The 26,930-nt window shown below is 54.6% G+C and carries 18 protein-coding genes and 1 pseudogene; 8 read left to right on the plus strand and 11 right to left on the minus strand.

The annotated features are described in order from the left end of the window. Positions 1 to 20 precede the first annotated feature (20 nt). From PSPA7_RS28845 to PSPA7_RS28875, 7 genes are all read right to left on the minus strand, one after another. Positions 21 to 1,097 carry an endonuclease NucS domain-containing protein gene (locus tag PSPA7_RS28845; protein WP_012077894.1) on the minus strand — a complete coding sequence of 359 codons (1,077 nt, stop codon included), beginning with the start codon at positions 1,095 to 1,097 and terminating at the stop codon, positions 21 to 23. Between the two features lie 17 nt (positions 1,098 to 1,114). Further along, positions 1,115 to 2,758, minus strand: coding sequence for a restriction endonuclease subunit S (locus PSPA7_RS28850; protein WP_012077895.1), 1,644 nt, complete (start codon positions 2,756 to 2,758; stop codon positions 1,115 to 1,117). Continuing rightward, a complete protein-coding gene (locus tag PSPA7_RS28855; protein WP_012077896.1) occupies positions 2,755 to 4,224 on the minus strand; it encodes a type I restriction-modification system subunit M in 1,470 nt (489 codons plus the stop codon). The genes PSPA7_RS28850 and PSPA7_RS28855 overlap by 4 nt, the downstream gene beginning before the upstream one ends. A gap of 2 nt (positions 4,225 to 4,226) precedes the next feature. After that, a complete protein-coding gene (locus PSPA7_RS28860; protein WP_223865783.1) occupies positions 4,227 to 5,546 on the minus strand; it encodes an HNH endonuclease in 1,320 nt (439 codons plus the stop codon). Between the two features lie 38 nt (positions 5,547 to 5,584). Continuing rightward, positions 5,585 to 7,951: an EcoAI/FtnUII family type I restriction enzme subunit R gene (gene hsdR, locus PSPA7_RS28865; RefSeq protein WP_012077898.1), complete on the minus strand. Its 2,367-nt coding sequence runs from the start codon at positions 7,949 to 7,951 to the stop codon at positions 5,585 to 5,587. A gap of 392 nt (positions 7,952 to 8,343) precedes the next feature. Beyond that, complete coding sequence (locus PSPA7_RS28870) at positions 8,344 to 8,991, minus strand: hypothetical protein (RefSeq protein ID WP_012077900.1); 648 nt, start codon at positions 8,989 to 8,991, stop codon at positions 8,344 to 8,346. A gap of 65 nt (positions 8,992 to 9,056) precedes the next feature. Further along, entirely contained in the window at positions 9,057 to 9,278 is a 222-nt protein-coding gene (locus tag PSPA7_RS28875; RefSeq protein WP_223696373.1) for a hypothetical protein, read from the minus strand. Between the two features lie 196 nt (positions 9,279 to 9,474). Here PSPA7_RS28875 and PSPA7_RS32780 point away from each other — a divergent pair, with 196 nt between their 5' ends. The 8 genes and pseudogenes from PSPA7_RS32780 (at position 9,475) to PSPA7_RS32570 (ending at position 20,531) form a co-directional block, all read left to right on the plus strand. Further along, positions 9,475 to 10,317 (plus strand): plasmid pRiA4b ORF-3 family protein, encoded by an 843-nt coding sequence (locus PSPA7_RS32780; protein WP_012077902.1) that lies wholly within the window; start codon positions 9,475 to 9,477, stop codon positions 10,315 to 10,317. 741 nt (positions 10,318 to 11,058) lie between these two features. After that, entirely contained in the window at positions 11,059 to 12,075 is a 1,017-nt protein-coding gene (locus tag PSPA7_RS28885) for a helix-turn-helix transcriptional regulator (protein WP_012077903.1), read from the plus strand. Between the two features lie 58 nt (positions 12,076 to 12,133). Next, positions 12,134 to 13,846 carry a dynamin family protein gene (locus PSPA7_RS28890; protein ID WP_012077904.1) on the plus strand — a complete coding sequence of 571 codons (1,713 nt, stop codon included), beginning with the start codon at positions 12,134 to 12,136 and terminating at the stop codon, positions 13,844 to 13,846. Positions 13,847 to 13,859: 13 nt separating this feature from the next. Beyond that, complete coding sequence (locus PSPA7_RS28895) at positions 13,860 to 16,103, plus strand: dynamin family protein (protein ID WP_012077905.1); 2,244 nt, start codon at positions 13,860 to 13,862, stop codon at positions 16,101 to 16,103. Next, positions 16,100 to 18,190, plus strand: coding sequence for a dynamin family protein (locus PSPA7_RS28900; RefSeq protein WP_012077906.1), 2,091 nt, complete (start codon positions 16,100 to 16,102; stop codon positions 18,188 to 18,190). Before PSPA7_RS28895 ends, PSPA7_RS28900 begins: the two co-directional genes overlap by 4 nt. Before the next feature lie 737 nt (positions 18,191 to 18,927). Further along, positions 18,928 to 19,164, plus strand: a pseudogene (locus PSPA7_RS28905) (YfjT/YkfB family phage-associated protein); the annotation flags it as partial. Further along, positions 19,100 to 19,915 carry a UvrD-helicase domain-containing protein gene (locus PSPA7_RS32280; RefSeq protein ID WP_160328552.1) on the plus strand — a complete coding sequence of 272 codons (816 nt, stop codon included), beginning with the start codon at positions 19,100 to 19,102 and terminating at the stop codon, positions 19,913 to 19,915. The pseudogene PSPA7_RS28905 and the gene PSPA7_RS32280, both read left to right, overlap by 65 nt. A 73-nt stretch (positions 19,916 to 19,988) precedes the next feature. Next, entirely contained in the window at positions 19,989 to 20,531 is a 543-nt protein-coding gene (locus PSPA7_RS32570) for a hypothetical protein (RefSeq protein ID WP_153565776.1), read from the plus strand. Between the two features lie 463 nt (positions 20,532 to 20,994). Here the strand turns inward: PSPA7_RS32570 and PSPA7_RS31735 are convergent, their stop codons facing one another. The 4 genes from PSPA7_RS31735 to PSPA7_RS28920 form a co-directional block, all read right to left on the minus strand. After that, positions 20,995 to 22,149, minus strand: coding sequence for a tyrosine-type recombinase/integrase (locus PSPA7_RS31735; protein ID WP_169311248.1), 1,155 nt, complete (start codon positions 22,147 to 22,149; stop codon positions 20,995 to 20,997). Positions 22,150 to 22,364: 215 nt separating this feature from the next. Beyond that, positions 22,365 to 22,874, minus strand: coding sequence for a hypothetical protein (locus PSPA7_RS32285; RefSeq protein WP_124083333.1), 510 nt, complete (start codon positions 22,872 to 22,874; stop codon positions 22,365 to 22,367). After that, on the minus strand, positions 22,858 to 24,822 hold the full coding sequence (locus PSPA7_RS31740; RefSeq protein ID WP_010794470.1) for a site-specific integrase: 1,965 nt from the start codon (positions 24,820 to 24,822) through the stop codon (positions 22,858 to 22,860). Before PSPA7_RS31740 ends, PSPA7_RS32285 begins: the two co-directional genes overlap by 17 nt. Further along, complete coding sequence (locus tag PSPA7_RS28920; RefSeq protein WP_012077911.1) at positions 24,822 to 26,918, minus strand: hypothetical protein; 2,097 nt, start codon at positions 26,916 to 26,918, stop codon at positions 24,822 to 24,824. The genes PSPA7_RS31740 and PSPA7_RS28920 overlap by 1 nt, the downstream gene beginning before the upstream one ends. Between the last annotated feature and the right edge of the window lie 12 nt (positions 26,919 to 26,930).

Here is a 26,930-nt window from a genome sequence, read left to right on the forward strand (position 1 = left end):
AATAAATCTCAACGAAGCATTCAGAGCGCGAAGCGCTCCTTCAAGCGTTCCACCGTCCACCGCCATTTCGGCGTAGTCGGGCGGCAGATGGTGTTCTGGTTGCCGAACAGGCCGACTTCCTTCACCGCCTCGTTCAGCGGCAGGCTGTGCAGCCACTGCACCGGCACGAAGTATTCGCAGCGCTCGGGGTCGTCGACGAACTCGCGGTGGTAGTCCGCTTGCAGCACATCCAGCGCTGGGCGTTCCTCGCCGTTGTGCAGCAGGCAGAAGTCCCTGGCGGGGGTAGCGTGGCCGGTGACCTTGGCCACACCGACGTAACCGGCGCCGGGCACGTTGACCCATACGCGGTCGCCGGGGGCGAGCATCTTCAGGCTGTTGCTGTACCAGCTGCCGCCACCGCCGCAGATGAAACCGAAGTGCCGCGCCTCGGCCCAGTCGCGCGTACTGCTATGGCCGAACGAGCCATAGAACTCGCCGTTCCAGGGCTCCGCCGGCATGCCGGGCTTGCTGGCACTGCTGGCCTGGGGCGCCTCGGTTGGGTCGAGCAGCCAGGCGCGGCTGATCAGTTGTTGTTCGCCCAACTGGAATACCTGGAAGCACAGCACGTTGATGGCGATGTCGCGCTCGCTCAGGTAGCCGACGATGCGCTCGCTGCTGGCATCCAGCTCGGCGGCGACGATGACGATCTGGTGGCTCTGGTTCAGCGCCTCGGCCTCCAACGGCGCGCCAAAGCGTGCCTGGAAGTCCGCCGCCAGGTCGGCACCCGGCTTGAAGCGCTGGTAGATGGCCTCGATATCGTTGGTCTGTAAGCGCTCGACCCACACCGCATAGTCCAGCGCCTGCGCCACCACCTCGCGCGGGGTACGCTCACGCTTGAGTTCGATCAGCACCAGCGAGGCATCCGGCGCCAGCGCCAGCAGGTCGATGCGCCCGCCCTGGCCGGTGCTTTCCTGGCGGCCGATCAGCAGCCAGTCCTCGGAGAGTAGCGCCGGGGCGCTGACGATCATGTCCTCGAGAAACTGCTCGCTGGCCAGCACGGCATTTTTCAGCGGCGCGGGCTGCGCGCCGACTGTCCAGATCTGGGTGCGAATGGGCATCCCTGCGCTCCTGTTGCTTAGGCCACGGCCTGCTCGACCAACGCACTGGCCAGATGCTCGTGCACCTGCCGTGCCTGGTTAAGGCGGGCTTTGAGTTGGTCGCAGAGGGCCATCAGTTGATCGACTTTGGCGACTATGCGGTGTTGTTCGGCTTCAGGAGGCAATAGCAAAACAATGCTATTCATCTTCGCCTGATTCATTTTGGGCTGAGCGGTACCAGTCACATAAGGCTTCAAGTCAATGGCGTTGAAGTAAAGCTGGACGTACAACAGCAGCGCTTCGCTCACTCCATCTAATACGTGAGCGTGGTTATTAACCCAGTACTTTCCGCGTGCCATGAAAGCGATTGGTGTGCTGCGATTGATTAGATTTGCTCCGTCCTCACCAACCAGCAGAAGAGGCTTATCGAACAAATACCCGTCAATTTTGTCGATAACCCCGGAAGCACCGTAGTAGTCGTATGTTTTCGCTCGCCCTTCACGTTCAGCTTGAGAAACAGGAATCCGCTCCCCATCCCGACAAATCGTTACCTCTCCAACTGTTGAGAGAGACCAACCAGCAGGCACAGTTACCTCGGTATCTGAGGCACGATAATCAGTTGCTGTCTTTACTTTTCGCACACGGCCCTGCGAGGCTGCCTGCTCCTTTGCATCGGCAATCCGCTTAAGCAACTCACTGGCCGGTTCATCGTTAGGATCTTGCGGCACCAGCTTGCCCATCACCGCCAGTTGCAGCAGGGTTTGCTTGAGGGCGTCGATGCTGGATTCGGTGGTGAACAGGGTATGGAAGTGCTCGGCCAGGCGCTGCCAGCTTTGCGCAAAATCTGCGGCATCGCTGGCCTGCGTCAGGCTGCCCAGCAGCGCTTGCACCAGTTGGGCATGGGCGCTGTCGGCATCGGCCTGACGGGCTTCCAGCCGGTCGCACAGGGCCATCAGCTCATCGACTTTGGCGACGATGCGGTGTTGTTCGGCGAGCGGCGGTAACGGAATTAGCCCGCTGAAAAACTGACCGTCATTGATCGCTGGGTAAGCGATACCCATCTGAACAGACTCAACGTATCTAACAAAAACAGGGCTTCTCAAATAACAGAGAAAATACCTCGCAGGCATCTCTAGGTAGGGATGGATGATCGCGAACGCAGTGCTGGCAATTGGTTCCTGCTCGTATGCCTCTTCAATGACAGCAACATTAAGAAGGTACGGTCGAATGGTTGAGTAAATTACCGTTCCTGGCCTAACCACTTTCCGGGCTCGCGATGGCGCGTCCTCAGCCATAAGAACCTGGGGTGCGCTAATCCTACCAGCAGCATTATCAACAGCCCCAACGTCGATATACGTGAATGCTTTGTCTGGGGTTTTCTGCCCCCAATCGTGGCCAACAGCGGCTACGCGAACCCACTCCCAGTTGGTAGGTACGTCAAACGGTTTCTCTTCTGCGCCAATCTCCGCCAGCGGCTTCTGCTTCCTAACTTTCCCCTCAGAGACCAGTCGCGCCTTTTCCTCGGCAATCCGCTTAAGTAGCTCACTGGCCGGCTCATCATTCGGATCTTGCGGCACCAGCTTGCCGCGCACCGCCAGCTCCAGAATCAGCTCACGTAGCTTTTTGGTGCCATTGGGTGCTCCCGCCAGCAGTGGCAGGTTATCGGTGAGCAACGCCGTCATACCTGGCGCTCCAAAGCCTCGGCCAGCATAGCCTTAAGCTGGGCGCGCAACTCGCCGATCTCGCCTTGCAGTTGCGCGTAGTTACGCAACAGCTCCTCCGGATCGTGGCTGATCTGCTCGCCCACATGCGGGTTCTTACAGTCCAGGTTCCAGTTGCGCGCCCTCAGCTCGTCGAGGCTGACCTTCCAGGCGAACTCGTTTTCCACCCGCGCGGCAAAGCCATCGGCCTCGCTGCCCCACCAGGCTTCCTCGACCGCGAACTCCTCGATGCGCATGGGCTTGGTCTTGGAGTAGCTCTTGTAGCCGGCCGGGTACTGGTGCTCGTAGAACCACACCTCCTTGGTCGGCGAGCCCTTGGTAAAGAACAGCAGGTTGGTCTTGATGCCGGTGTAGGGGTTGAACACGCCGTTGGGCAGGCGAACGATGGTGTGCAGGTTGCACTCGGTGAGTAGCTTTTCCTTGATGCGGCTCTTGATGCCTTCGCCGAACAGGAAGCCATCCGGCAGGACCACGGCGGCGCGGCCACCGTCCTTGAGCAGGTGCATGATCAGCACCAGGAACAAATCGGCGGTTTCCCGGGTGCGGAAGGCGGCGGGGAAGTTGGTTTCGATACCATCTTCCTCCATGCCGCCGAACGGCGGGTTGGCGACGATGCAGTCGACCCGCTCGCCCGGCCCCCAGCTGATCAGCGGGCGGCTCAGGGTGTTGTCGTGTTTGATCTGGCTGGGCACCTCGATGCCGTGCAGGATCATGTTGGTGGTGGCCAGCAGGTGCGGCAGCGGCTTTTTCTCAACGCCGAAGATGCTGGCCTGCAGTACGCGCTCGTCCTCGGCAGTTTTCACATAGCGGCTGCGCTTGTGCTCGATGGTGCAGGTAAGGAAGCCGCCAGTGCCGCAGGCCGGGTCCATGACCTTCTCGTCCAGCTTGGGGTCGACCATGCGCACCATAAATTCGGTGACCGGGCGCGGCGTGTAGAACTCACCGGCGTTGCCGGCATTCTGCAGGTCGCGCAGCAACTGCTCGTACATGTCGCCGAAGGCATGACGCTCTTGCGCCTTGTTGAAGTCCACGCCCTCCTGGATCTTGTTGATCACCTGGCGGATAAGCTGGCCGGATTTCATGTAGTTGTAGGCATCCTCGAATACGCCACGCACCACGTAGGCGGCTGGAGTGGTGCTGTATTCGTGGAGGTTCTGCAGCTGCGGGAACAGGTTGTTGTCGATGAAGTTCTTCAGCTCGTCACCAGTAATGCCTTCCGGGTCGGCCGCCCAGGTGCGCCAGCGGCAGCTTTCCGGAATCGGCGAGCGATAGGCGTCATCCAGCAGTTCCCACTCCTGCTCGCGGTCATCGAAGATCTTGAGGAACAGCATCCACACGAGCTGGCCGATGCGCTGGGCGTCGCCGTCGACGCCGACATCCTTGCGCATGATGTCCTGGATGGATTTGATGGTGCTGCTGATGGACATGCTTACTTCCTAAACAGGTGTTCACGGTGCCAGGCCAGATAGGGGCGGTGACGCGGCTCGATCTGGCGCAGGCGAAGTTCGGGGGTGATGTTGAGCGCACGGGCGCTGTCGGGGTCGAGATCCTCACCTATCAGAATCTGCCCCTGGTCGTCGAAACTGATCAGGCCCTGATCGAAGGCAAGATCGAGGTTGGGTGTGAGCAGCAGGCCATTGAATGGATCGAGCCGCTCGGCTGGGCTGGCAGCGCGCCAGGGTTTGATATGCGAGGCGCGCAGCAGCTCCGGTACGCTGCAATCGGTCACCGCACAGCCACCCCAGTAGGCCAACAGATCATCGCGATAACCACTCTGACCGACGCGGGCCTTGATCAGGGCGTCACGCTCGGTGTCGGTTACTGCCTGGTCTTGCAAGCCACAGTCATTCGGCAAGAGCACGTTGGTATGGCTGGGCTCCTGAGTCGCGGTATCTGACGCCTTACCCAGAAGATGCGCCAATAACTGCTCCAGGGCGGCGACATGCCGAAAGCCAAGATCCAAGCCATAGGCGATATCCGTAGCCCCACCATTGCGGCGCTTGGGAAAGCCCCGCAGGTTGCTGTTGTGGTAGTAACGCCCATCGCTGCGCTCAACACCGCTGATGGCTAGCAGCTCAGGTAGCTGGCTTTCGTAATCCGGATGCAATACCAACGGTGTCTTTGGCCGTGCTTGAGCGCTGGTGCTTTGTTTGACGAATAACGGCTGAGGCAGCAACGGATGTTCCATACGCAGCACTTTCAGGCCTGATTGCACGGGTCTAGTGAACCCCTGGCGCTCTAGCGTCATCACCAGTTGCTGAATTGTCAGCGAGTCACCGCCCACATCTGTGGTCGCACCCTCGTCCCAATTCATAGGCTCACTCTCAGCCCAACCCAGTTGCTGCAGCGCCTCGACGAGCTCGGGGTACATATGAGCTCGGCTGTGAGACGTACCTGGATCGTCATCAAAACTGGCAAGGACGTACACCAGAAAGCTCGGACGCGGGACGCCCAGGGCATCAGCCAACTTTCCGGCCAAAAGGCCGTACTGCAAATTTGCAGCGCTGTAACCCGGGAACCCCACCAAAGCAGCGAGTTCGGACATGGTGATTGCGTGGCCCGGAGCCTGGGCATGCCCGATGAGCATGCGCCGCTGCTTCTCAGTGATTACGGGCGCCAAGCTCTGCAATGCCTGCCGGTATTCGTCAGTGCTTACCGGCCTGATAGCCCGAGCAGGCGTAACTGTCGGTGCGCTGTCCATGGCTGAGGCCAGGAAAGTACGCCACTGCCCCTTGTCCTTAAGCTCCATACTCGGTCCTTAAAACACACGGATGAGCCGGCCGCCTATCAGGATGCATAGAGCTCACTCTCCAACTCCTGAATCGCCTGCTGATAACCAGGCTTACCGCCAAACGCCCTGACCAACTCAACTGGCGCACCGATCTGGCTGAAAGGATCGAGCTGGAGAATCTTTATGTCTTCGATGTGCTCGATGCCGGTGTCGGCGTACTTGTCCAACAAGGCCTCCAGCACCTGGCGGGCGGCGCCGGAGTATTTGGCGAAGTAGTTGCGTTTTTTCACCTGTTCGGCGCGCTCCTTGCGGGTCAGCGGCGGTTGGTCGAAGGCGATATGGCAGATCAGGTCGAAGGGGTCGAGCGGCTGGCCGCGCTTGGCCTGTACTTCCTCGTCCAGGGCTTCCCACATCACACCTTGAGCGGCGAGCTCGTCGATGATGGCCTTCTTCTGCTCGGCATCCGTCCAGCGGCGCAGGAAGTCATCCAGCGAGGCAAACTGCTTTTTCACGCAGCTGCGGGTGTAGTCGCGCAGCGATTCGGTGATCAGCTTGCCGTCCGGCCCGTAGTACTGCACGCGCTCTGCAATAACGTGGATCGGCACGTTGTCGATCACGTACTTGATACGCTTTTTGCCCTCTTCGCCGCCATCGGTTTCGTCGCCCTCGGGCAGCCAATCGCCACCGTCGACGATGCCTTCCTCATCCGCCAGAGGACTATCTGGCGGCACGGGCGAGTCATCGCCTTCAGGGCTGTAGATCACCACGGGTTCGCCATCGAAGGCTGGATCGGCGAACAGCTCGGTGGCTTTCTTGAAGTCCATGATGGTGAACCAGAACTTGCCGTAGTCCTCGTTGATGCGCGTGCCGCGCCCGATGATCTGCTTGAACTCGGTCATCGACTTGATGTGCTGGTCGAGCACCACGAGCTTGCAGGTCTGGGCATCGACGCCAGTGGTCATCAGCTTGCTGGTGGTGGCGATGACCGGATAGCGCGCTTCCGGGTTGATGAAGTTGTCCAGCTCGGCCTTGCCTTCCTGGTCGTCGCCGGTGATGCGCATGACGTACTTGCGATTCTCAGCGATGCGCTCAGGATTGAGGTTGACCAGGGCCTGGCGCATGCGCTCGGCGTGGTTGATGTCATCGCAGAAGATGATGGTCTTCTGGAACGGGTCGGTGGCCTTGAGGAACTCGGTGACCTTCTGCGCCACCATCTGGGTACGCGCTTCGATGACCAAATGGCGGTCCATATCCTTGAGGTCGTAGATGCGGTCCTCGATCAGCTCGCCGTTCTTGTCGAGCATGCCCTTGGGAGGGCGCCAGCCCTGCAGGTCCTTGTCGAAATCGATGCGCACCACTTTATAGGGGGCGAGGAAGCCGTCCTCGATGCCTTGCTTCAAGGTGTAGCTGTACACCGGCTCACCGAAATAGGTGATGCTGGAAACGTCCTTGGTTTCCTTTGGCGTGGCGGTCAGGCCGACGTGAGTGGCGCTGGAAAAATATTCGAGGATCTCGCGCCAGGCGGAATCTTCCGCAGCGCTGCCACGGTGGCATTCGTCAATCACCACCAGATCAAAGAAATCCGGGGAGAACTGCTTGTAGACGTTCTTTTCTTCTTCAGAGCCAGTTACTGCCTGGTAGAGCGACAGGTAGATCTCGTAGGACTTCTCGATCTGGCGCTTGGCGATCTTGGTCATCGCCTGGCCGAAGGGCTTGAAGTCGTTGTTCTTGGTCTGGTCGACCAGAATATTGCGATCGGCAAGGAAGAGGATGCGTTTCTTCTGCTTCGACTTCCACAGCCGCCAGATGATCTGAAACGCGGTGTAGGTCTTGCCGGTGCCGGTGGCCATCACCAGCAGCACGCGATCCTGGCCACGTGCTACGGCCTCAACCGTGCGGTTGATGGCATTCATCTGGTAGTAGCGCGGCATGCGCCCGGAACCGTCGTCGTAGTAAGGCGCCTCGATCTTTTGCCGAGCGGCGCCATCCAGGCCTTTCCATTGGCAATACCGCTGCCAGAGCTCGTCCGGGCTGGGAAACTGGTCGAGCCCTAGCTCGGTTTCAACCTGCGTGCCGGTGCCGCTGCGATCATGGAACAGAAAGCCATCGCCATTGCTGGAAAACACGAACGGCACGTCGAGCGCTTCGGCATAGCCGAGGGCCTGTTGCATGCCGGAGCCGAGCGAGTGCTTGTTGTCCTTCGCCTCGATGACGGCAATGGGCAGGTTCTGCTGGTGATAGAGGATGTAGTCAGCTCGACGCGACTCGCCACGGCTGTGCATTTTGCCGCGCACGATAATGCGTCCCTTGGTGAAGCTGACTTCCTCACGTACCTGCTTATGCAAATCCCAGCCAGCGTTACCAATGGCAGGGGAAATGAATTTGCTGCAGATATCACGCTCGGAAAGCGATTTCTTGTCCATGCTCCGGCCTTAAACGAAACCAATGCGCATGCTCAAATCATGAGCATCAGGTGATCGAACCAGATGGCAGTGATAGGCGTCGGAGGACTTCAAAACGTATGCAACCGTTATAAATGACCTTCCTTGAGGTACTTCGGCCTGCCCTGGTGCGATGCCCGTCACAATATCCATCTGCCACTACCGGATAAAGATTAAAAGCAATATGCCAACCACCGAGCTGACTCACATCAGCAGCTGAAATACTCAGTTCCCCTAATGCAATCTGTCGCGCAGGCACCCTTACGGGAAATGCTCCTGTAGATCACATCTGCAGGCTGTTCCTTCACGCGAGGTTCCGTTTCGGCAAGATGGCACACCGCATCCGCCATGTTTCAACTTACCAGCATCACGGCTCATGCCAGGCTCTCCAGCCATGGGCGAACGATCACCTTGCGCTCATCCAGACTGAGTGTGGCCACCCCGTCTTTTACCAATGCCTTCCTGTCCCCCGTATGTGGGTTGGTAACGTAAGTGCCGATGCTCGGTAGCGTATTCGGGTTTGCACTCCAACGCAGGTTGAATGCCGCCAGCCTGGGAAACCAGAACTGACTGGCGTATGGCAGGTTGTCGTGAATCCACCAGGCCAACGGCGTCCAGTCCTTGCGCTCCTCATACCAGGGCAGCAATGCCGGCACCACGATGCAGGCAGTCGCGCCCAGATGCCCTTCAGGGTCCGGATAATCCCATATGTGCTCCGCGTAGTTTTTTTCGTTGGCGGCACAGCTGTACTGGTTGTTGTTCTCGGCCCCTTTAGCGTTGACTGCCGGAGCCCTGTAAGCCGAGCGAATGACGATCCGCCCAAAGCGCTCCTGAAGTGGCTCCAACAGCTGTTCGCAAAGCCCTCGCCCGGCTTCAATGGCGCGATCCGGATAATCCGGAATGTTGGGGATGCCCTCGATCTGGCTGATTTCCGAGTAGAGGAAATCGCGCATGAAAAAGTGCTTGGATAGCCGGACGCGCCCCAGCTCTTCTAGGGCCTGTACCGATGATGGCTTATTCATCCTAATGTGCTCCGCTGCGACTCAATATCCATTGCTTCCGGTAAATCAACGCTACCTGTAGATCATCAGCTGTCGTGCCGCATCTGCATAGCTTGCCCCTGAGCAAACTCAAGCTGACGCTTCAACTGCTCGACATGCGCCCTTTCGGCTCGCAGGCCGGCCGTCAGCTCACGTATTTCGTCCTCTTGCTGATGCACCCGCATCTGAAGGTACTCCAGCTTGGTCTGTGAGGCATGCAAGTTGGCACGTGCTTCGCGCTGCTTAAGAATCTGCCAGTACAGTGCCACTCCAGCACCGTGGACAAGCAGCAAGCAAACACCTATGACAAGCCACGATAACCCAAGTCCAAACACGCTTCGCTCTCCCTTGCTGGCCCGCCATGTTACGGCGAACTTGAATGACAGCACCACGATATGTAGCTTTAAGCGACGCATCTAGAGTGTTTACCTGTACAGGTAAAGTTTTCGAGCAGGTGGAGAGGCCATGAAACGCAAACAAGAAATCGAATCGGTGCGCAGGGATCTGGCACTGCGTTACCGCTTGATCGAAACCGTAGTCTGGTGGGAAGGCCGGCTGACCACGAACCACCTGATGCAGAGCTTTGGCATCAGCCGGCAGCAGGCGTCGAAGGACATCAATTCATACATCACCGACTACGCGCCGAAGAACCTGGAATACGACAAGCATTTGAAGGGGTATGTACCGAGCCGCCACTTCAAGCCACTGTTCATTGACGACAGCGCCAGCGCCTACCTGCATCTGCTCAGTCAAAATTACGAGCGGGCACCGCATATCGACGGGCTGGCCTTGGCCTATGCCCACACCGAAGTACTGGGCGTACCAGATCGCTCAGTTCGCCCAGAAGTGTTGCGCCCTCTGCTCAAAGCTTGTCGAGAAGGGTTGCGACTGGAATGCGAGTATGTGTCCTTCACCACGCCGGAAGTTGAAACTCGCTTGATTGCCCCGCACATCCATCGCTACCTGCCGCTGGATGCCGAGCTGATGTACATGTACGACGATGCGCTGGATGACCGTAAGAGCAAACTGCGCCGCGTACTCAAGGAGGCGGACCGGCTGCGCTATCTCTACGACTTCGGCGACAGCTGGCAGCACGTGATTGCCGTGGAGAGCATCGAGCCCTGCGACTTCACCGGCACCTGGTGTGAGGTACTCGATGGAGCCCGCGCCTGCCCGCCGGAAGATGTGGGTGGCGTGCCGGGTTACCTGGACTTCCTGGCTTCAGGCGGCAGCTTTGATCCCGAGCTGTTTGACCGACGCGCCGCCAACGCGGCGGTGCAGCGGATCTGCAATAACTTCTGGGGCTGAGGCCAGCGCTGCCAAGCGCGGCTAGCGTTTAATTCGCAGCACCGCCATAGGCCAGCTTGGCCAGCCCGATCAGTGCGGGCAGCACCAGCGCCAGCGGCAAAAGATCGCTAAGGGTGTTCATGCTGATTCTTCTTTTTATGTGTACGAACGATCTCGCACATAACCAGCATGCTTAATGAGCAAAAGCTATTGCAATAGGAAAATCAATTATTTTTGTATAACGAAGATTGAATGAACGTCAAGGCAGACAGCCTTGTCCTGAGCGGACAGCGGTTCGTTGATTGAAGACGAAACCCAACGAGCAATTGGGACAACGGCTTCAATCGGCTATGGATTCAACAAGAGCGACACGTGCTTGGTTCGCGGCAGACCGCAGTGTTTCAGCGAGATAGCGCGACAGGATTTGTCGCTACGGCTGGGTATTGTCTTCTGCAAACGCCACGCAAAAGGAGACTCGGCGAATGAGAGCAGCACTGCCCCACTGCTGCCACCACTGTGAATGGCAGCAGACGTTGATCCTCAACAATGGGGAGGGCGAGGGCTTCGATCACTGCCCTTGGTGTCGCTCGCCTGGCCCGCTTATTCAAAGGGCAACCCGCCTAAAGTCTCTAGCAGCCAGTACCGCCCGGCCGGGCAGCGTTGCTTATCGCCAGCATGGCAAATTGCCACCGAAAGGGTTAGATTCGCCACATAAGTGGCGTCAACAAAGCGCCCCCATTTCGATACGACAGGGAAGTAACTATGTCCGAAGCTAAGGACACTCTCCTAAGGCTTATCGCCCTGCTGCGCCTTATCCCGCGAGCACCTGGCCGTATAGCGACCACGACCCTGCTGGAAAAGCTCAAGGAAGATGGTTTCTCGGTGAGCCTGCGCACAGTTCAGCGCGACCTTGACCGACTCTCTATTCCGTTCGCCTTACAACGTGACGAGAGCTCCCCGTCATTTCGCTGGAGCCTGTCGGAGAATGCGCCTATCGATTTGTCGGCCATGGATACTCCCACGGCACTGGCGCTCTACCTCGCGGAAAGCCACCTGCAGACACTGCTCCCTCAGAGTGTGCTGGATCAACTCGGCCCCCAATTCCGCATGGCCCGCGACTACATAGACAATTTGGAAAACAATGGTCTGGCGCGCTGGGCGCACAAAGTTCGGGCGATCCCCAACGGCAAGTCCCTGCAACCCGCGCAGATCGCCCCATGCGTCTGGGATCAAACTTCCACTGCCCTGCTGGAGCGTAAACAGTTGCAGATCAGCTACCTAAGTCGTAGCAAGAGCGAACTGAAGCAACTGCTGATTCACCCCGCTGGCTTAGTTTCCCGCCACGCCATCAGCTACCTAATCGGCAGCGTCGAGGGATACGACGACCTTCGCCAATTCGCCCTGCACCGCATTCACCAGGCCGAGTGCCTGGAAGCCCCAGCCCAAGTCCGTGACGACTTCGAGATCGAGCGCTACATTCGCCAGGATCTCAACACAGATACGCCCATTGAGCAGGTGGAGCTGGTTGCCGACGTATCACCGCCGATCGCCTGGCTGCTCGGCGAGACGCCATTGAGCAGTAAGCAAAGTCTGAAGCCGCTACCCGATAGCGACTGGCAACGGCTGTGCGCAGTAGTACCAGATGATCGTGAAACGCTGTGGTGGGTGTTTGGGCTGGGGGAGAATGTGAAGGTGTTGGAGCCGAAGAACTGGGTACAGGTAATCAGAGAAAAAGCGGCCGCATTGGAGGCCTTATATACAGAGATAGAGCTTCCCTGAAGCTACAGATCTACTTCTCAGCTCGTATAAGAGCTATTTCTATTAAAGGATTACTAGCATGCTTGAAAGTCAAAAAGAGTTCGCCACTTATTTGAGAAAAATGGCGAGCCTGCTTAACGGGCAACCATTCTCATACGATCAAACATTGCTTGAAAAAGTGATGGAAACCGAGTTGGTGGTACCAGTGGTCGGGGCCTTCAGCGCCGGCAAGAGCTCGCTGTTGAATGCATTGATGGGCAAGGACATCCTGCCCGTGGGCATCGCTCCGGAAACCGAGCTGGCGACCGAGCTGCGCTATTCCTCCGAACCCTATCTGCTGGCAATAAAGCCGGACGGAGAACAAGAACGCCTGCCTATCGACGCCCTGGGTACGATCAACCGGCGTTCCAGCGAGTTTTCCCACCTGCGTCTGTACCTCAACAGCGAAGCATTGAAAGCCCTTGCACCGCTGGTTCTGGTCGACATGCCTGGGTTCGGTTCGTCGTTGGAAAACCACAACAAGGCAATTGCCTACTACCTACCTCGTGGCGTGCACTTCGTTGTCCTGACCAGCGTCGAGGATGGCAACATCACCCAATCGATGTTGCGCAAGCTCGACGAACTGAAAACCTACAACACTGACTTTACCTTCATGCTGAGCAAGTGCAACCTGCGCGCCCCCGATCAGGTGGAAGAAGTCCAAGCGTATGTCGACGACCAGTTGGGCGTGTATTTCGGCAACCAGTGCCGCAGCATCACCCTCGGCAACCGTGGCGGTGAAGAACTGAGCCGTGCTCTGGCTACCTTGCAGCCCGATGCCCTCTTCTCGCGCCTGTTTATCGACATCCTCAAGGATCAGAGTTTCGACCTACTGGCGCAGATCAACCTGGCACTGAGCGTGCTGAAAAAGGACAAGACCGAAAGCGAGCAGGCCACACGCGCGCTCGAACAGGCCCTGGCCCAACTGCTGGAACAACGCAAGGATGTCGAGTCGGATCTGAAGGAGCGCTATTCGGGGAAAATGCTTGATCGCACCCTGCGCAGCTTGGACAACGCGCTCAATGAATCGGTGGAAGAGCTGGCTGCCCTCGGCAACGGGAAAAACCCAAGTGCGCTCTCCAACGCCCTCTCCGAAATCATCCGTGGCAGCCTCGCCAACACCATCAAGTCTGAAGTCCAAGACATATCCACCAGCATGGTCGACCGGATTGCCGGCAACCTCGGCTCCGCCAGTAGCCAGATGGCTGTGCTGGATATCGGTGGCAACTGGAACTACGAGCTGGCCGGAAAGGTCAAGCTGTCGCTGGAGCGCACCACTGAAATGCTCAGCGATTGGTCGGCGCGCTTGAGCAACCACGCCAGCGAAAAGACTGACAAGGATGGAAACGTCGCACTCTATCGCAGCCTGTCGACGGTGCTTGCGGTTACCACCAGCGTGGTCAACCCACTAGTGGAACTGGCCATAATCTTCCTTCCCGAGATCATCAGGATGTTCAACAGCCCCGGCAACGAGCGCGAGAAACTTCGCCAGAAGCTGACCGCCGAGGTTTTCCCCAACATCAAGGCAGAACTGCGTGGAAAGATACCGGCGATCATCGACGAACAGCTCAATGCCATGCTGAAGAAAATCGGCGACGGCTTTGAAGAACAGATCACCCGGCAAAAACAGGTGATCGACTCGATCACCCAGGAAAAGCTCGAGCGTGAAGCAGAAATTGGTGAAAAGACCGCCAATTTGGAACACCTCGCCAGCGCACTGAAAGCCGCTGCCAACGAACACCTGTACCGCTAGGGCCAACGGCGTCATGAACTATCAGAGACTCGTTGCCTTCAGCGAGGGCCTGCACGATCTGGCAAACAGCAACCAGGACCTGCTCGCCCAGGAAATCGCCCAGTTCAGGCGGATGAACGGCATCGACGAGCCGCACCAGCTCGCCCAGGCCTGTCAGGACCTTCAGAATGAAAACCGACTGATGAACATCGGCATCGTCGGTAGAGTCAAGGCCGGCAAATCGTCCTTGCTCAATGCGCTGGTCTTCGATGGCGAGCCGATCCTGCCCAAGGCCGCTACCCCCATGACCGCCGCGCTCACCACCATTACCTGGGGAGAAGTGTTCCAGGCCAAGGTGGAGTTCTACGGTCCCGACGACATCAATTCGATCCGGTTCAAGGCCAGCCAGTTCGAAACAAGGCTGGCTGCGCGCAAGCTCGAATGCCTGGACGAACTGGTCAAGCGTCGTGGCAGCCAGACCAGTGGCGCGCCGATAGACATGCAGCAACTCACGCTCATGGCCGAAAAGCGGGCACTCAGTGAGCTGCAACGCGAGGAGGGGCTGTTCGCGGCACACGATCAGTTCCAACGCATGGAGAAATCTGGCCTCGACGCGTCCACCCTGAAAGCACACAGCGAAATCCAGGCCAGCACTCCCCAGGATCTGGCCGAGCGCTTGCATGACTACGTCGGTGCTAATGGGCGGTTCATGCCGTTCACCAAGACCGTACATGTGGCGATGCCACTCGAAGCGCTGCGAGATATCTGCATCATCGACACTCCCGGGATGAACGACCCGGTGCAGTCGCGCGAAGAGCGTACGGTCGAGCTGCTTAAGATCTGCGATGTGGTATTCATCGTCAGTCCGGCCGGCCAGTTCCTCAATGAGCAGGACCTCGAAGTCATGGGCCGCATCACACAGAAGGAAGGTGTTCAGGAGCTGGTGCTCGTCGCCAGCCAGATTGACACGCAGTTGTACGGCAGCGAAAAGCGCACACGCCTGAGCGATGCGGTTGACGCCATTCGCCAGCAATTGTCGATCCGTGCGCAAAGCGCTCTGACCAACCTCAAGCTGAGCAGCCCGGAAGTCGGTGCGGTATTCGACAACCTGATCGCCTCAGTGCACCGCAACCTGCTGCACAGTTCCGGTTTGTGCCACAGCCTCAACCGACGTTTCGATCTGCCCGAGCGCTGGGACTCCAACGAACGAGTGACGTGGGAAAACCTTAGCACCGACTATCCGGATTACTTCACCCGCGATAACCGCGAACTGTCGTTGCGCAGCCTGGACAACCTGGCGAACATCGAGGAGATCAAGAGAGTCCTGGCCAAGGTTCGCGAGAAAAAAGCCGAGATTACTAGCAAGACGATCACCAGCATGCTGGAGCGCAAGCAGAAAAACCTGGAAGCGTTCAAGGCCCTGATCATCAACCTGGCGCGCAACCAGGTTATGCAAATCCGCAATGCCGATACCCAGCAATTGGATGAGCAGATGACCTTGCTGGAATCGAAAAGACTGGAGCTATCGCTGGAGCTGGATGTCAGCTTCAAGTACGCCATTGCGGATTACCGGCACAAGTTGCGCGACAACATGCGAAAGAAGGCCGCCGAGCTGCTGCACGAAACCGAAACCGGCATCGAGCAGGCGCAACACTCCTATAGCGAAACCATCACCGTCCAAAAATCAGGATTTGGTAACTGGCTTGCACGAAAAATCTGGGGAGGAGGAAGCGAGGAAAGAACGGTCGTTCGCACCAAAGTCATCAGTAGCCAGGTGGTCGGCAACATCAACGCTTTCATGAACGAAGTTCAGGATGAGCTGGATATCAAAGTTGAGAACTCCCATCGCTGGCTGGATCAGGAACTTGGGAAAATTCTTACGCCCAAAATCCGCGAGGTACTCCAGAAGGACACCAATGCACAAATGATCAGGCAGGCGATCACATCGACCATTAACGCTCTTCCAGAGCCTGACTTTGCGCTGAACATCCCATTGCCCGACAACCTGAAAAGCCGGGGTACGCTGAAAGGCTACGAAGCCGAACAATTCAAGGACGACGCAGACGACTTCATCGGTTCGTTGGGCACCAAGATCAAGAGCAAGATCAGCGCATTCATCAAGGAAGTGGAGACAAACACACCGCCCACCATTTCCGACGCCTTCGTCGACGAAATCCAGCGCCGGATCAATCAGCTCAAGGAGCAAGTCGACAACGCCGAGCAAACCATCGACAGACTCGAGCGCCTGGCACGCAAGGCCGAAGGAATTAACCTGTGACCACGCCACCACGCCTCGATGAACAGGCATTGCCGACGCTCAAGGCGCTCTCCCGTTTCTGGCAGTTCAAACGCAAGAAGCTGGCCGCAGACCTGCTGGGCTATCTAAACGACGCCCAGCAACAAATGGACGAGCTGTACGCCGCCAATCAGCAGGTCAGTGCCCAGCGTGCGCTGCAGCAAGACGAAATTGCGCAGCTGCAGTCACGCAGTAACTCGCTTGCCGAGCAGTTGCAAGCTGAAAGCGTCAGGCTGGCTTCCACAGCCAAAGCGCTTGACCTGGAAAAGAGTAAGCTGCACGAGGCTTTGCAAGCACTGGCCCAAGCCAATACCCAGTTCCACGATGCGAGACTGCGCGAATCCCAAGCCCTCACCCGCATCGCTGAGCTTGAGCAACAGCTGACAGATCAGCAAACGCAGCTCAGCGAAAAAGCACAGTTCATAGACGAGCTTCAGCAGACTCTGACCGAAGTACGGCAACAGCTTGACGCGCTGCGCCTCTACAAGCGCCAACTGACCGAGCAATGCACCGATCAGGCCACGCAGATCCAAACGCTGGAGGTGCGCAGCCAGGAGCTCGCCTCGCAGTTGCAGGTGGAACAGGCCAACACTGCGATACTGGAAGAACGCAAGAGCCAGGCGCTGGCACAGATAACTGAACTCGAAGCATTTCTGGAGGATAACCGCAACCAGCTGTTATCCAAGGAGCAGAGCGTCTGCCTGCTGGAAAGCATGACCGAGCAGCTCAAGGCCTCACACCAGCATCTGGAGAACAACTACGCCGACATTAACAAACAGCACCTGTCCCTTATCGAAAAGTTTTCTCTGGTAAGTAGAGTGCTGGCCCAGCAACCACCCAGCAATCCCGGACTGGAGCGCTTCGCCGAGCTGATCAACAATGACTACATGGACTTTGCCAACCGCGAGTCATCATTGGCCGATGAAGCCCAAGCGGTACTCAAGATGCAGGCGATTCTTGCCGAGATGCACATGCTCAACAATTTCCCGAGCATCGCCGGCAAGACCATCCTCAGCATTGCCGGTGGCTTCAGCAGTGGAAAATCGGCCTTCGTCAACAGCTTCATCAAAGACCCGAGTGTCGAGCTGGCGACGGGGATCAACCCGGTAACTGTGATACCCAGCTACGTGGTGTGTTCCGAGGAAACCCAGATAAAGGGCTATTCCTACAATGGCGGCGCCCTAGATCTGGAACCGTCGCTGTATGCCTCCATGAGCCACGAGTACGTCCAGGCCTTCGGCTTCGATCTGCGGCGCATTCTACCGTTCATCAGCGTCAAGGTGCCGATGGATCCGGACCTGTTCGGCAATCTGTGCATCATCGACACGCCGGGCTACAACCCGGGCAACTCGTTAGGAGCGCAAGCCTCGGATCGTGTTACCGCTGCGTCACTGATCAACCAGGCCTCAGCGATGATCTGGGTCATCGGTCTCGACCCGGCAGGTACCATCGATCAATCCGATATCGAATTCATTCAGTCCTCACCATTTCGCGATGAGTCGCTCTACATCGTGTTGAACAAGGCTGATGTGAAATCTGAAGAAGATATCCGGCAGATCATCAATCAGGTGGCCTTGGATCTGGAATTTGCGGGTATCGACTATGCAGGCATAAGCGCCTACTCCTCCACCCGCCGCAGGACTTACCCCAGCAGCGGCATCAGCCTCGATCAGTTCCTGCGTTCGATCAACCACAAGGTGGACGTGGTTGATAAGGTGAATCGCAAAATCAATGCAGTGTTCGATTCCTACAAAAAGGCCATCGAGGCCGACATCGCGGAGCTGGAAAAACGCCAGGACGAGTTCAATGCGTTCAAGCTCGATGCTCTGGAGATAGGAGGCACTGAGCTCTTTGACCGGATAGACAAAGCATTTCCTCTATCGAAACAGATACTTGATACATCAGTGCAGAAAAAACTGGAGCAGGAATGTGAAAACCTGCGTCGCGCACTCAAGATCGCAGCTCAAAAAGCCTTGCTGGTCCAAGAGCCTTATAGCGAAACCATCAGCGCTAAAATAACGGGAATTGACAACTGGTTAGGGTTAGCCAAGCGACTATGGGGCGGTTGAAAAACACACCGAGCAACGCTGCCGTGTTACCGCCCGTCAAAGCCAGTTGGGCAGCACGCGTGCAACTGGCGAAGCGGAATTTCCAAGTGCTTTCGTCGATCTTAGTGCTCTGATGATCCCAGAAGTTCTGGAACACGTACGGGGTATCCAAATGCACTCGAATGCTGCCGGAAGAACCCTGCCAGACCAACGCATCGATGCGCTTACCCTCGCGCAGAGAGCAGAGCCTTCAAGAAAAGCCTTGATGATCTCTTGCTCAGACAGCCGCTGGAGTTAGTCGATCTCGGCCGCCTGCTCAGCGCGGTCAAGCCAGCTTAGGGCACGATGGTCATACAGCCCCAGATCGGGCTGTTGGGCAGCCCCTAGCGCTGACGTTGCTTCAATGGCTCACTCCTTGAATGAGCTCCGCCCCCAACAGAGCATCACCGTATCGCAGTATCGCGACACAATCTGTCGCGCTACGCAGGCACAGTCTCTTCAAGCACAACGGAGAGACCATACATGCCAATACCACCCCCGCCGCACACCACCATATGCCCAAACTGCGGCTGGCAGCGCACCAGCATTCCAGCCAGCGACGTCCTCCGACTGAATGTCGATTGGTTCTGCCGCTGCCCCCACTGCCAGCATACCGAGTTGGAGTCACGCCCGGCCAGCCGCGCGGAAATCATGCGAGAGCGGCTGGCACAGTTCTTTCGCTAGCCACGGACCAGAACTACATGACAGGGAAAATCATCATGCACAAAACCAAAATGCTGCTGCTCTGCAGCCTGCTTACCTGCACCAGCGCCCAGGCCGGCACCTATGAATGGACGCCCGGCTGGGGTATGGGCGTCAGTGAACATCTGGTGGACGACGGTAACGGCAACGAGTTGATCATCTCCTGCCCGGACTACGAGGAAGATGGCTATGTCCGCGCCTACGCCAGCATCGGTGGCCGGCAGTACAGCTCCGAAGAGGGCAGCGGCTTCGACGGAGAAGGGTGAGAAGGCAACAGCCAAGTGGCTCGAGTGGCAGGTCGAGAGGGAGCGACTTTTCGCGGAAGAGGGCCAAATCTGTTTCGACCTGTTTGCTCCTAAATCCAGTGAGCTACTGGGAAGGTGTCAGATGCTCCGGGAGCTGGTCGCAGACACTCATCCTGTAGTCATTGTTGATGAAGCCCAAGATACTGGGGATGCGGCTTGGAGCTGTATTGAGAAGCTGGCAGGCCTCTGCCAGATCATCTGCTTGGCTGATCTTGATCAGCAGATTTTTGACCACCTGGAGGGCGTTGGTCCGGAGCGAATCGAGCATATCAAAGATGCCTTAGATCCCGTTTTTGTAGACCTGGGCTCCGACAATAACCGCAGCCCAGGCACTGAAATCGCTGTTTTCGGCAATGACATCTTGGAGAAAACACCGAGAAGAGCCCCATATGCCGGAGTTGGTCGCATTTTGTATGACTCCAGACAGGAGCCGGTCCAGTGGATGCGTATGGCGCTTGGTCGATTTTTCGTTAGTGCTAAAGCTAACGGTCTGGAATTGGAAAACATCGCGATCCTTGCAACCACTGGCCGCGGTGTCGCCAAAATCTCTGCCGCTTTGAACGGTGGGGCGAAGCCTATTCCTCATAAGGTGTTGTTCGACGAAAGAGAGCAAAGTTATAGCTCAGGGCAAGCGCGGCAGTGTACAGAAGGAGCTAGAGACCTCCCCCGGTTTATCGCCTGCCCGCTTGCAACTGATTAATACTCGAACAATCGTCGACCCCGCCTTGCCTCGCACAGAGCAACATACACAGAGCATTGGTCGGCAGGACACTATGGGCAACACAGCACGCAGAGAAGGACGGCGCGCTGCAAATAGTATTCGCCCGATTTGCCGTGCATTTTTGCGCTTTCCCTACGATCGGCACCTCTCGCTCGAGGTCCCCGGCGTTGCTCCAAATACGTATCAAACGGCCTTCAAGAAACTTCGTTCGGATGGGTTGGGGCAGTTCGCTCAAGCGCGTGTGTTCTATGGAGAGCTGGCATGGTCTCAGGCCGTAGAGTCGTCCGAATACCTGACCATTTCGCTCAATGCGGGAGAGTGGAAAGATGAAAAGCTTACGCCCTACCAAGTGATCGTCCACTGGTTAGAATGGTCAGCGGTTGCACGCGGCCGGCTCAAGAATGAGCTGGAAGTAGCCCGAAAGGAGGGGATGGAAGCCAAAAAAGCGAAGCAGGCATCTCGCAGCTTTCTCTTCTTCATTGGCAATCAAGACGCAAAAAAACCTGCACTGTTCCATGTGCAGGACCATAGGCTTATTTGCACCTTACACGACGAACTCGTGTTCCCCGCATATTCGCGGACGGCGCGGAGGTAAGCTCACACCTCAGACGGAGCTTGACCTGGCAGGTGTTCTTAGCGGTTTTCTTTCCACAGGAAAGATCCGCAGTGCCAAGCGCCAGTTGATTGTCAGCGAAGTTCAACGGATCTCAGAGTTTCGGCAACAACTATAATTCACGGGTGCCCCGTCGGTGGACTGGCTACATCTGCGTGGCCTGTTGGCATCCTCCACCGCGGAAGCCTTGAGGCAAGTAGCAACGGATGCCCGCTACTTACGACTTCTTCATCAAGGTTGGTACTGCGCACCCACCTGGGCAACCTGTGGCGTGCCCAAGTGGGTACAAGGGGCTGAAGAAGCGGTCCGCAGCGCCTTGATGCAGGAGCATTTCGCTGCTGCTCAGAAGGACTGAAGCGGTCATAAAGCGAGCTCAGTAACAACAGAAAGAATCAGGTTATTGTGACCACTTGCAAATAAGAAAGCCGAAACGACGCAGGCAAGACTATCCATGTCGAGACTGAGCGGCGGAGCTACGAAGGGAATGGGCCACCACACTTGGCAACTCATAACTCTTCGTTCTTAGTTGCGAAACAGCCTCTCTCACAATTAAAAGTGACTCTGCTAGAGCCCTATTTTCACTACTCTTCGCTTCACCCATCAAAGCTTCAATAACACTTAACGCCTCGTCTGCGACGTTTGCGGAATCCTTGTACTCAGCCTCAAGCTCTTCGTATGCCCAATCTACATAGCGCCACATGCTATCAAGCGAAGAGTGACCACTGAGACTCGCAATTTTTGAGAGAACAGTAGTAAGTGCCTCAACGCCAATTGAACCCCGGCGGCTCAAAGATCGAAGCCTAGCCATGACCTGCAATGTAATATATCGGTGCCTAAGCATGTGAGCAGATATCCGCTCAGTAAGACCCGCCTCTGCCCGGAGATCACAAAACAACTGTGACACTGTTGAGGGCGCCATCTTGAACCCCTCTCTGGTGCAAAACAGCCAGCCCTGATCTTTGAAACCAATCTTCCTCCTATTTAATCTCCTAACCTGAATAGAGCGAGTAACATCGATATACTCCAAGAGCATTCTGAACGTTTCGTCTGAGATAGGTATTAATCTGTAAGGATTGCCTTTTCTTTTAGATGTCCTTACGGGCAGTTTTCGGTCAGCAGATGCCCCTACAACATCCGAAACTCGGATCCAAGTTAGCTCTTCTCTGCGTATGCCCGTATCTGCAAGGAGAACAAGCATACATCGATCACGGCTGCGACGAAAATTAGTTTTGGCAGCCCATTCACAAGAATCCAGCAGAGCGGATACGATATTAGAAGAAATAGGGCGAACTGTACGAGGAATGCTTGCAGGCACCATCGCATGATGCTGGGTTCGAACCCTTACAACACCTTGCTTACTCTTCAACGAACGCAAAGAAATTGTTACTTGAGCCCCCTGCCCTAATGAACCCACTAGACGCCTTCCAACCAACAAAGTTTGATACCACTCTAAGAACGATATAACCCGCAACAAGATTCTATTTATGTGGTTCCCAGAGGATTTTTTGCGATTAACTAACCAGTCTGAAAATGAAACCAGCACATCATCACACACGTCCTCAATCACCACCTTAGACTCAAATAAAAAACGTACAAACAAGGATAGCTCCGATGCATAAGTGTTAATTGTGGAAATAGCGCTATTTGAGCGCCTAAGATGAAGGAAATAAACATTAAGCTGCCAACAGATACAACCATCTGGCCAATACATCACCCTCATTTCGGGGGCCGCCCATCGCTCCGACCTCCTAAACTTATCATATCCAGGCAAATAAAATTCTTTAGAGGAAGTGCGCCAAAGCCGACCAACTGAAGTCATTTCACAACCTTAATGTGCGGATTTTTCTCATATCGCCGATAATGCCGCTGTAACTCAGACTCTGCTATATCTGACCGCAACGATAATCTCTTCAGCCGTTCAAGCAGATCCAAGTATCTAGCGCTCATGTCTAGCGCAGCATCTACCGCTAACTGAGAACTTAACCTCCAAGCATCAACATCATCAGAAGGCTTTTTTCGAATCAGCTTTCGGGTATCACCAATGACCAAAGCAGCATCACGTAGAAGCTGGGAGAGTCCACCTTCATACAGCCCATTCACATATTTTCGTAACGTTTTATGACTTAAAGGGGTAATTCCAAGAGACTCATCATCCCAAGCAGCTAGTTTTGAAACAGAGATGAAAGCTGATAACTCACTCTTAGAAGGGGAAGGAGATGTTCTAATTCTGTCAAACTCAGAGATTCTACAAGCAGCACTCCTAGCGGCAGCTTCAGATAGCACTTTGATGCTTGGTGCAATTTGGCCTTTACCAAGTCGAGGCATCGGCACCCTCCCTAACTGAAATTGCTACCGTATACCTCTTTCTTTTTCCAACATTAATCTGAATCGGGGTAGCGGTGTATACACCTTTTTCCGACAGTAACTCTAGGTAATCTCTTAACTCATCCTCATGCATGACGTTGATTTTTTCAGTGCCGAAATGCTTAACAAGGATATTCCTGAGTTGCTGCACGCCATGAGATTGATCATCTGAGCAAACTGCAGAAGTAGCCAAAGCAGCTTCGGATGCACTGAGTTCTTTTCCTGTTAAGCTTTCTTTAATGTAGCGCCAGGTTTCCCCAACATCTTCATGCCCCATAAACCAAGAAAGCGCCGGCAAGGAATTCTCCAATCCTCCGAAGTGAAAAAATGTCACAGCAAAATAGCGGCGAAGTTGGTGTGGGAGCACCACCCATCGTTCTCCCGAGTTATCAACCAGTTTTAGGAACTCACTAAGTTCCTTTAGAAAAACATAAGCATCAGCCACACTTAGTGGATAGGCACCTCTGACGTTAACTTTAAAAAACGCCTGCGACTTAAATAAAACATCACTTGAAGGCACTATGATTTGCCAAAGTTCTTTTAGCGCATTCAAAGATAATAAACACTCATAAACAAGGCGCGGAACCGGCTTTTCCATCGGTTCACGAATATTATCAAACCCAGTTTTCCTCAGTAAAACAGAAAGATAGAATCTACCGTCAACCTCATAGCTAGCGCTTCCATCCAGATCAACCAGCTCACTTCTGCGACAACTAGTCAGGACACCGATCAAGCAGAAGCAGACAGCCGTATGAAGCCTCAACAAGAAAATCGAGAATGGAAACTGAGTTCTAATTTTTGCCTCAGAGATAAGAGGATCCACCTGCATTCGTCTGTAAACATCAAAAGCAGAGACCAGTCCATCTGGTATCGGAACAGTTTCTTCTGATATGGATAACGCCGTAAATACTGAAACATTCGACTCATTCATTATCGATCGTGAAAGAGGAATAATTTCATTGCAGTAATAGCTGAGCACCGGATACGTATCAATCATCCATTTGCCGCAACCGAACATAAGTCTTCTTCCCGTAGAAAGAGGCAAAGTTCTTGTTCTACCGTTTCCTCCGATGCGGAAAGGCCGCACAATATCCGATATTAAGTAAGGATTACCTATCTCTACATGCGATTGAATAGGCAGAGAGGATAGCAGCTCACAGAAATTAACCATCCAATTTGACAGAGCAGTTGTGGCTCTTGATACCCCGCTCTCGCTGGACTTACCTCCAGCCTCACAATCAAACCCATGCGTCAAGTATCTTCTGAACTCGGTAGATTGAGATAACCGCTTGTAGTCAACCCCCAAAGCAGCCGCAGCGAAGCGCAGATTTAGATTACCGTCACCATCCAGTGCTCCTAGTTTTCCCAGATGCTCGGAAAGTGGTATTGGCTCAATTCCATCCTTGGAATTTGATAGATAATCTTCCCAGCGTTGTATGAAAGCCGCTGTTCCACTAACACCTCCTACCTCTGCCGCTCCAAGAAACTCAACTACGTCATCCACCCCAAAAATAGAAAAACCCTCTTCAGAAAACTTGTCTCCATATCGAACAGCAAGAAACTCAGCTAGCCACAACAGATATAGATGAAAGTGAAGAATGCCTCTTAACGATCTAGCGACTTTAAGAGCTCCATCATAGGCGCACACCACTATCATTTTTGCCTGTTCCAAAGGAACCGCATAAACAGGGCTTGTGAAGCTTCCGCTTGGCAAAAGCCTGTCCCAATTTAGACGAACGCCACCTTTAAGGGTGCCGTCTACATTCCGAACAACCACCCCTGAGTCTACGATCCATGTAGAACTTTCCAACTCATTAAGAAGCCATGCAGGTCTGTATATATGATTTATTTTTCTAGTTGTTCGCTCAAAAAAGTCAATGACCCCGATCGGTAATTTGTGTCGACTCATCACCCCACCTCTGGTAGGACAACCATAGCCGACATCGCTTCTTTCTTCAAAAGCGCCTTCTTAACAAGATTACTTAAATCGCTCATTGACAACGGAAGAGGTGCCATAACTGCGTCAATGAAGTCCATCCAAAATTTTGGCGTGACTCCAGTAAGACTGTCTGGCCTATTTAGGAAGGTTGGGGTTGCTTTGTCGAGAGCATCCCGATAAAGCATTGCAACCGCAAGCGCTTCAGGATCATTAGATATGACGAGCCTGGACAAGGTGGCAATATCAATGGTTATCTTTTCGGATGTTTCCCTTCTTTGCGCTTCCAACTCACTTTCAAACAAATAATTATCGATGGACTTAAGAAACTCATGTAATTGCTCCACTGTTCTAAAGTCCGATATCTTCAGCATTTCGCTTTCTTCATTCATCGCTGAAGTAATTAGTAGATTCTGATGCCTACGGATCTGCCGCTCAAAAATTGCACGCTGCAGCGCAAGCGGAATATAATTATTAATAGTGGTTCTAATGTGCTTGTGGCCAAATGCTTTAGCTGTAGCAACCAAGTCGCCATCCGTATTAAGATATGTTGCCACACCCACATTGACACGAATTGCCTTAAAGTTGATCTTATCTCTCCACGGCATGAGTACCGGGTGTCTATCTACAAATGAACACGCCCTTGTACTAAACTCTTCCTTACCTGTCGAACGCCAAATTGGATTCATATAAAGCGCTCCTACCAACGCCTTCTCAGAAAAGGACTTCAAGTCATAGTTCAAAGAGCTTATTCCCACCCAAAGGTTTGAGGCCTCCTCGTTTCGCCCCTGCTTTCTCAACTCTTCCCGGATAGGGGCAGTCCACTCCATTACTTTCGAAATAACGTCTCTCGCCAAGTCACTCAATACTTCTGATTTCTGCTCCCTAGCTCTCGGCTTTTTAACCGTAAGGCGCAAATTATTTCCATCAGCAGACGACAGGAGGATTGCGAATCCATCCGCATCTTCAATTTTAGCTCTGTACAATGAAGTCGAATTGAACCTTGGGTGCTCTATCATTATCAAGAGCATGCAAACTGCCGCAGCCTCGCTATTCATTAATCCTAAATACGGGATGAGCTTATTCTTTCCGTATCTAGCAACATATTGCCAATGAGAATTTCCGCTGTTCGATACCGGCCTTCTGTCACTCGACTTGAATTTTCGATGAGGCTTAGGGATCCCCCCCATCTCATGATGAACAACAGAAAGTAGGTTTCCAAGCAAGTTAGGATGTCCACCGTCTGCCTCAAAGTAATGGCGCCTAGTGGAAAAATCAAAATACCTCATAAGCCAAGGGTTCTCTTTCATATCCGTCAGATAACCACAGCCGGTATTCTTTATCAGCGCATCTCCCTCTGCCTGTTTCGATTTTAGTAGATTAAAGTCTTCTAGCGCGCACGACTTAATTGTATCCAGCACACGATTTATTCTAGCAGTGTACTCGGTCAGGTACTTTTCATCAGAAGCAGTTAGAGATATTGACTCAAAAAGATCGTCATTGTATGAGTTCTTATCCGGTCTAAATGATTTTGGTACCGAAACAACCGCGGCACCATCAACCACTGATTGCCTTTCAGTTATTATTTCTGATTTTCCTGGAGCTCGAACGTATGCACCTATAGTGATCTTTGGGATAACTTCTGCAACTACTAGAACCTCAATTAGCCTTACGAAAGACATCCACTTATTTGAGGTCGTTATGAGGGCCAACCCTTTTTCTGTCTCATCGGTATAAAAGCTTCTCCGAAGCTCAGATAGTTGAAGTTTGAAGTTATTCGCATCTGTGTCCTTAGGTTTTTTCCAGCCTCTCTTTCTATGCATCATTGCCCAATACTGGAGAATACGCCGTATAGCGTATGTAGGGGCCGCACTTGTGTAGCGTCTAGAGAAGCGCGAAATGCCTTTCAAAAAGTCTTCTGCATCCTCACCCAACCAATCAGTCAGGAAGTCAAAGCTGACGACCGTACATCCTGACTGGCGGCCATCGTTCCTGACCTTCAGTTCTAGCCCAGACTTCTTTTTCCCTGATGAAGCTTTTCCCTTGGTGGAGCGTGCGTGCCTAGCCATTTTTGCTCTCTA

The organism is Pseudomonas paraeruginosa PA7, from assembly GCF_000017205.1.
GTDB classification, from domain to species: domain Bacteria; phylum Pseudomonadota; class Gammaproteobacteria; order Pseudomonadales; family Pseudomonadaceae; genus Pseudomonas; species Pseudomonas paraeruginosa.

What these genes read in the sequence shown, in the direction of transcription:
- PSPA7_RS28885 (WP_012077903.1), top strand. Translation starts at nt 11,059, where the DNA reads ATGTCCGAAGCTAAGGACACTCTCCTAAGGCTTATCGCCCTGCTGCGC.
- PSPA7_RS32280 (WP_160328552.1), top strand. Translation starts at nt 19,100, where the DNA reads ATGTCCGCGCCTACGCCAGCATCGGTGGCCGGCAGTACAGCTCCGAAG.
- PSPA7_RS28890 (WP_012077904.1), top strand. Translation starts at nt 12,134, where the DNA reads ATGCTTGAAAGTCAAAAAGAGTTCGCCACTTATTTGAGAAAAATGGCG.
- PSPA7_RS28895 (WP_012077905.1), top strand. Translation starts at nt 13,860, where the DNA reads ATGAACTATCAGAGACTCGTTGCCTTCAGCGAGGGCCTGCACGATCTG.
- PSPA7_RS32780 (WP_012077902.1), top strand. Translation starts at nt 9,475, where the DNA reads ATGAAACGCAAACAAGAAATCGAATCGGTGCGCAGGGATCTGGCACTG.
- PSPA7_RS31740 (WP_010794470.1), bottom strand. Translation starts at nt 24,822, where the DNA reads ATGAGTCGACACAAATTACCGATCGGGGTCATTGACTTTTTTGAGCGA.
- PSPA7_RS28845 (WP_012077894.1), bottom strand. Translation starts at nt 1,097, where the DNA reads ATGCCCATTCGCACCCAGATCTGGACAGTCGGCGCGCAGCCCGCGCCG.
- PSPA7_RS28860 (WP_223865783.1), bottom strand. Translation starts at nt 5,546, where the DNA reads ATGGAGCTTAAGGACAAGGGGCAGTGGCGTACTTTCCTGGCCTCAGCC.
- hsdR (WP_012077898.1), bottom strand. Translation starts at nt 7,951, where the DNA reads ATGGACAAGAAATCGCTTTCCGAGCGTGATATCTGCAGCAAATTCATT.
- PSPA7_RS32285 (WP_124083333.1), bottom strand. Translation starts at nt 22,874, where the DNA reads ATGCCTCGACTTGGTAAAGGCCAAATTGCACCAAGCATCAAAGTGCTA.
- PSPA7_RS32570 (WP_153565776.1), top strand. Translation starts at nt 19,989, where the DNA reads ATGGGCAACACAGCACGCAGAGAAGGACGGCGCGCTGCAAATAGTATT.
- PSPA7_RS28855 (WP_012077896.1), bottom strand. Translation starts at nt 4,224, where the DNA reads ATGTCCATCAGCAGCACCATCAAATCCATCCAGGACATCATGCGCAAG.
- PSPA7_RS28850 (WP_012077895.1), bottom strand. Translation starts at nt 2,758, where the DNA reads ATGACGGCGTTGCTCACCGATAACCTGCCACTGCTGGCGGGAGCACCC.
- PSPA7_RS28920 (WP_012077911.1), bottom strand. Translation starts at nt 26,918, where the DNA reads ATGGCTAGGCACGCACGCTCCACCAAGGGAAAAGCTTCATCAGGGAAA.
- PSPA7_RS28870 (WP_012077900.1), bottom strand. Translation starts at nt 8,991, where the DNA reads ATGAATAAGCCATCATCGGTACAGGCCCTAGAAGAGCTGGGGCGCGTC.